The sequence below is a fragment of the Mesorhizobium tianshanense genome (assembly GCF_007830515.1).
Classification (GTDB): Bacteria; Pseudomonadota; Alphaproteobacteria; order Rhizobiales; family Rhizobiaceae; genus Mesorhizobium; species Mesorhizobium tianshanense.
In genome coordinates this window covers 1-5,630 of sequence record NZ_VLKT01000122.1, presented here as the reverse complement: position 1 = coordinate 5,630, position 5,630 = coordinate 1, and the positions used below count along the sequence as shown (strand labels likewise).

At 59.4% G+C, this 5,630-nt stretch carries 4 protein-coding genes and 3 pseudogenes; 2 read left to right on the top strand and 5 right to left on the bottom strand.

Going from position 1 to position 5,630, the window contains the following annotated elements:
* From IQ26_RS38500 to IQ26_RS38485, 4 genes and pseudogenes are all read right to left on the bottom strand, one after another.
* Positions 1-156: pseudogene (locus IQ26_RS38500) on the bottom strand (IS5/IS1182 family transposase); the annotation flags it as partial.
* A gap of 612 nt (positions 157-768) precedes the next feature.
* Positions 769-1,094, bottom strand: a pseudogene (locus tag IQ26_RS38495) (GYD domain-containing protein).
* Between the two features lie 262 nt (positions 1,095-1,356).
* Positions 1,357-2,148, bottom strand: a complete 792-nt coding sequence (locus IQ26_RS38490) for a hypothetical protein (protein WP_145723530.1) — start codon at positions 2,146-2,148, stop codon at positions 1,357-1,359.
* A 2-nt stretch (positions 2,149-2,150) separates the two neighbouring features.
* Positions 2,151-2,558: a hypothetical protein gene (locus IQ26_RS38485; RefSeq protein WP_145723529.1), complete on the bottom strand. Its 408-nt coding sequence runs from the start codon at positions 2,556-2,558 to the stop codon at positions 2,151-2,153.
* 312 nt (positions 2,559-2,870) lie between these two features.
* On the opposite strand from IQ26_RS38485, the pseudogene IQ26_RS41790 reads away from it, so the two are divergent.
* Positions 2,871-3,036, top strand: a pseudogene (locus IQ26_RS41790) (DUF1059 domain-containing protein).
* A 142-nt stretch (positions 3,037-3,178) separates the two neighbouring features.
* Here the strand turns inward: IQ26_RS41790 and IQ26_RS38470 are convergent.
* Positions 3,179-3,874, bottom strand: a complete 696-nt coding sequence (locus IQ26_RS38470) for a recombinase family protein (RefSeq protein WP_407660262.1) — start codon at positions 3,872-3,874, stop codon at positions 3,179-3,181.
* A gap of 513 nt (positions 3,875-4,387) precedes the next feature.
* On the opposite strand from IQ26_RS38470, the gene IQ26_RS38465 reads away from it, so the two are divergent.
* On the top strand, positions 4,388-5,584 hold the full coding sequence (locus IQ26_RS38465; RefSeq protein WP_145715523.1) for an IS256 family transposase: 1,197 nt from the start codon (positions 4,388-4,390) through the stop codon (positions 5,582-5,584).
* Positions 5,585-5,630 lie beyond the last annotated feature (46 nt).

The following is a 5,630-nucleotide window of genomic DNA, read 5'->3' as shown; positions in this document are numbered from 1 at the left end:
GTCCGAATAGACGGCGCCGAAACGCTCCTCCAGCACCGGCCAGTCGATCGCCTGCGCCAGCCGCACCAGCTCGTGCTTCATGTTGATGATCTGATCGAGCCTGGAGCGGAACAGATCCTGCTCTCCCGTCTCGCGCTTCTCGCGTGGCTTGGACATTCGCCGTCCCCTCGATTCGCCGCCGCCGAACCGAGTGAATCACGCTCCGCAGCACAAGGGAATCGCAAAACCAAATTGCAGGAAAACAGCGCTCATAAACCGCCAATCCTGCAATTCCAAAGCCGCTATCCGCCTCAATCAACATGCCAGATCAATGGCTTGCGGATAGTTCACGGTCGACCAAATACAGCAAGATCGCCGAAAACGAGGAAGGAAAAGGCGAGACGTGGCCAGTGGCTGTGCTCACTCGGCCCGCTGGGCTCCTTTAACAGCCTCGCAGTTTTATGATTTCAGTTGCCGCAACTAATATCATCTCGCCTAGATCGGCCCTGGTGAAATGGTCAGCTCTTTTGTCATGCCGAGAAGTTCTTCGACGAGACATATCCGTCCATGATTTCCCTCCGCGCGCATCACCACGAAAGGCGCCGGCGTCCAAGTTTTGGGGCCTGGCCGCCGACCTGCCGTGCCCGTGCCCGCGGCGCACACCATGGCGCACCGTCCCGCCGGGTCAATCGCCGCTGCGCAACGCGGGAGAGCAGGGCGATACACGGCTAGCCGGCGAGCAGGCTCGCCCGAGGTCGTTGGCCGGATCCTTGTGCAGGAGAGGGGGTCTCATGCTCCCGGCGGGCGATACCGGATCGACTTAGCCTTCCCAAGCGCTTCCATCGTCTCTTCAACGCTGAGGAGGACGGTCGTCTCGCACGAGCTGAGCGCCCCCCAGCGCCGATTGCAAGCACGACAGATGCCATCGAAACATTGTCCGGTGCCTCCCACAGATTCCAGCCATCGTGCTCGCCGAAAGCGTACCAGAAGCCGTGCAGCTTTTCCCCCACCGACTCGATGTACGCACGGGCCGCCTTGCGTCGATCCTCCGGGTTTTCGATCATGCGTGCCCATGTCTCGGGCGTGTAGCTGAAGCGCGTAAGATACATGGTCATTGTCGCCTCCTCCCAAAAGGCAGTGTAGTTAACGCCCGAGCCAGAGAGAAGGCGAGTCATTTCCATGCTTGCTGCCGCACGGGTTTTCACATTGAACGGCTGCGCATCGTCCGCCGGGTGGCGCAGTACACCAGCGGCCCGCTACGCGATCGATCGCCGGACGATCCGGCACGGCGGCTACCTCGGAGATGTCTGGCGTCTTTTGGATAACCAGTAGCTTATAAGGCACGCCCTGTCCTTCGAGGGCCAGCCGCTCGTAGCGCTATCGGCCGACTTCAGAAAACTTCTGGTTTATGATCTGGAATGGCGGATTCAGAACGGCAAAACAAGGATCGCTCGGCTCTAACACCCGCTGGACTCTTGGGTTCGAGACACGAACGCGAAAATTGCGCCGTCCTTCCGAACCGCGGATCCGGATATCTGAGTACTCTCCAGTTGCGGCAGCAAATACGCTCCGCACAATCCGGAACACGATGGGATTTTGCCCTCCCGGGAAGAAATCTTGGCTGACCGTTTGGCGAGTATTGATGGTCTCCTCGAGGAATTGGCTAGCATCCAGCATTCGAAACAGATCCTGCTGTCTCAGATCGGCCGCGATCGCTTGAGAGGTACCTCCCGGCAGCAACTGGAAGACCGACAACAATATGTCCATCTGGCTGAAAGTACGCGCCGGCGGTTCCCGCTCGTCAGCAGGACGGGGAACCGCGGGTGTATGAAGAAAACGGCCATCGGTCTCGATATCGAGCGAGAAACGATACCGTTCTTCGGGGAACAGCACGTCAGCGGGATTCAAAACATACTCATACCGAAACTGTCCTCCAACAACGGAACGGAAGTTTGTAAATGGGTTGCTGACGCCCCATGCCTGGCCACGAACCCGCCCCGTCGTCGCGGTCGCCATATATGCGTTGATGGAATTGTCGTTCAGCCAATCGTCCCATCCGGGAATTCTGTCGGTTAGCTGATATTCGCTCACTTCATTCGCGTCGGATGCCAGGAAATCAGGCTGGTAAGGTGCGTGGGCGACCAAACACGCCAGCACTTTGAAGCTCATGGCTATTCCTCCTCGTCCGAAGTCGGCTCCGGATCGGCGTCAGGAAAGGGATCGGTTCTTTCGCCCCGGATCTTCGCGAGACCTTGCTTCTCCGTAGCGACACCCTGCTTTTCGAGAATCTGCGATTGCAGCCGGCGAACCTCCTCTTGTTGGGCCTTCGTCAGTTTGACGACATTAGAGTAACCATGCGGCGGAAACGGCCGCTCCGTAGCTAAGTACCTATCAAGGAGTGATTTCACCTTTTTCAGGTTTGTGGGGCACACTGCACCGAATGTGTCTTCGACCGCTCTTGGATTGGTGACCAGAAACTCACGCTCCTCCGCAGTTAGAGTTGCGAGGGCGTCCTTAATTTCCCGAAGTTTCACTGCGAGTGTGGAGGGCATTTTCGGCCCACTGCCATTGCTCTGCATGTGGCGTTCCCCTGACGTAACGGAACATACCACGTTCCGGCCAATAGACAAATTAGCCTGAAGCGCTTCGAGCTCCGAATGGTTATCGAAATGCCTACAAACCAGAACTCTCGCTCCGTGCTGGATTGACAACGGCACGGACTTTTTCGGTATGTGGCGCGCTTGGGGCCGCATTTGTGGGCTAGGGGCCGGCCGAACCTCGCCACGTCCTGGCTAATCTATCTCTTGCGCCGCCGCTGTGGTTAAATATTTGGCCGGCAGGAGAAAAGATACTGCCCCGTTCCCCTGCCGACGCATCGGGAGGACTGAACAGTGAAGGAAATAGCTTGCGGTGACATCGTGCCCGGCTGCGACTTCAAAGCCTGAGACAGAGGAGCAACTTCTTAGGAAGGTGGCTGTCCACGCCAAGGAGGCGCACGGCATTGACGTGACGCCCGAACTTGCGGCTCAGGTGAAGAACAAAATCAAAGACCGCTAGTCTGTTAGAGTGTGTCCTTGCGGGATTGCCCCGCGGTATCTCGGTTGCAGAAGAAGCCCGGCACTCAACAACACAGCGGGTTTCCTGCGTGCCGAGCCGGATGGCATTCTCACGACAGGCGGGGGATCGCAGATATTCCCGATTATACAAGCGGACTGGCGGGAAGGCGGGCCAGCAGGTTACGCACATTCGAGACCTGCCATTGCCCGCCACGTGCGGTTCTGACGCCGCCGTTGTTCAGCGCAATGGCAAGGCCACGGAGGCTGGTCACGCCGGCGTTCTGAATTTCCTGCATGATCGGCAAAACAGTCGCGGCGAACCGGTCGGCTTCCTGGATCGAGACCGCGCGACCCTTGGCCGCCGCCATGGCACTTTTGCTCGGGTTGCCGAGCTTCGTGCCGCAGGCTTTCCGCGAGGCGAGGGCGGACCTCGTCCGCTCCGAGATCATGCGGCGCTCCTTTTCGGCGAGCGCCGCAAAGAGGTGCAGCATGAAGGGGTCTGCGTCAGCACCGAGTTCGGCCACAATGAATGGCACGCGCTGCGCCATCAGGCCGGCGATGAATGCGACATCGCGCGAGAGCCGGTCGAGTTTGGCGACCTGCACCGGGCATTTCGCCTGGCGGGCTGCGGCGAGCGCGGCGGCCAGCTGAGGCCGGCGATCAAGCGCATCGGCTCCCTTGCCGGTTTCGATCTCGGTGAACTCCTGAAGAAGGACGATGCCAGCCCCTTCGGCAAATCGCGCAACTGCGGCGCGCTGTGCCTCGATGCCCAGACCTGAGCGGCCCTGCCGTTGTGTCGAGACCCTGAAATATGTAATCGCGCTGCTCATCTCGCTCATCCTGCGGGGTGTGCAAACTGCAAACCACCGTTTGCAGTTGCTCATGTGACGACGATTAGCAACTAAGTCATTGTTAATGCGTCGCATTGCGCGAGAACCGCCCGGGAGAACAGTAACTAGATTCACCTTCCGCGCAGACGCACCCATGATCGATGCGTTCTGCCTACGCTGTCATTCGGTGTCGTTCGCGGCTGATATGGCGTGACGTTGATGCCCAACAGTTTCGCTGCAACTGCAGCCGCTGTTTCGGATCCATAACGATTTCTAGCGGATTCAATGTTCCGTGAATTGATCGGCAAAGGGAAACTCACGGCGTGGCAGCGTCCGGTTGGAATGCCCGGTGGCGAACAGGTGATGCCGGCATCAAGACAATCCCAAGCAACCATTTGAGATTGCTGGGTTTATGTCGAAATTGGGTAGTGTGCTGAGAGTTCTGCAAATTCGCTGAACGAGGGCGGTCATGGCAGGCTGGTGATGTTCAACGTCACCTGATTCCCGCGAAGGAACGCCACCATGACCAAGACTGAAAGTAAGACCGCCAGCGCCGCCGTCAAAGACATTCTGCTTTCGGACCCGCAAGGTCTGCATGAAGTGATCCGTGCGGTGATGCAGGAGGTGCTCGAGGCCGAGATGGACGAGGCTCTGGGTGCTTCGAAAGGCGAGCGCACACCGGAGCGGCTCGGCTATCGCTCGGGTTATTATGGCCGCACTCTTGTCACCCGTGTTGGCAAGCTTGAGCTGCGGGTTCCGCAGGACCGGGCCGGGCGCTTCTCCACCGAGCTTTTCGAGCGTTACCAGCGTTCGGAGCGGGCCTTGGTGGCCACACTTGCGGAGATGTATGTGCAGGGCGTTTCGACCCGGAAGGTCAAGGCGATCACGGAAGAGCTGTGTGGCCATGCCTTCTCGGCCTCGTCGATCTCGGCCATCAACAAACGCCTGGACGAGAGCCTGAAGGCCTTTGCCGAGCGCCCGCTTCAAGAGCCGTTTGCCTACCTCATCCTCGACGCCCGTTACGAGAAGGTGCGCGAAGCCGGCATCGTCATGAGCCAGGCGGTGCTGATCGCGGTCGGCATCGACTGGGACGGTCGCCGCCAGATCCTGGCCGTGGAGATGGCCAATCGCGAGAGCCGCTCGGCCTGGAGGGACTTCCTCGTCGGCTTGAAGGCACGCGGCCTCAGGGGCGTCGAACTGGTCGTGTCCGACGATCATGCCGGCCTGGTCGCGGCGATCGGCGAGGTGATCCCGGAAGCTGCATGGCAGCGCTGCTACGTGCACTTCCTCAGGAACGCGCTCGATCACCTGCCGAGAAAGCATGGCGACGACTGCCTGCAGGAACTGCGCTGGCTCTACGACCGGCGCGATCTCGCCGAGGCCAAGGCCGATCTCGCCGCATGGCTTGCCAAATGGTCGGCCCGCTACCCACGACTGACGACATGGGTGGAGGAGACCATCGAGTACACGCTGACCTTCTTTCGTCTGCCACGCCAGCACCACAAACATCTGAAGAGCACCAACATGCTTGAACGGCTCAACGAGGAAATCCGACGGCGCACCTATGTCGTGCGCATCTTTCCAAACTCACAGAGTTGCCTGCGCCTCGTCAGGGCACTGGCCGTCGAAACCAACGAAAACTGGATGGAGGCCAACCGCTACATCAACATGGACGACCTGCGCGAGCACAAGAAGCTCGCTCTGCGCCAAGCCGCATGACCAGCTCCATGGCCGCCCCTTTTTGCAGAACTTGACGCACACAACC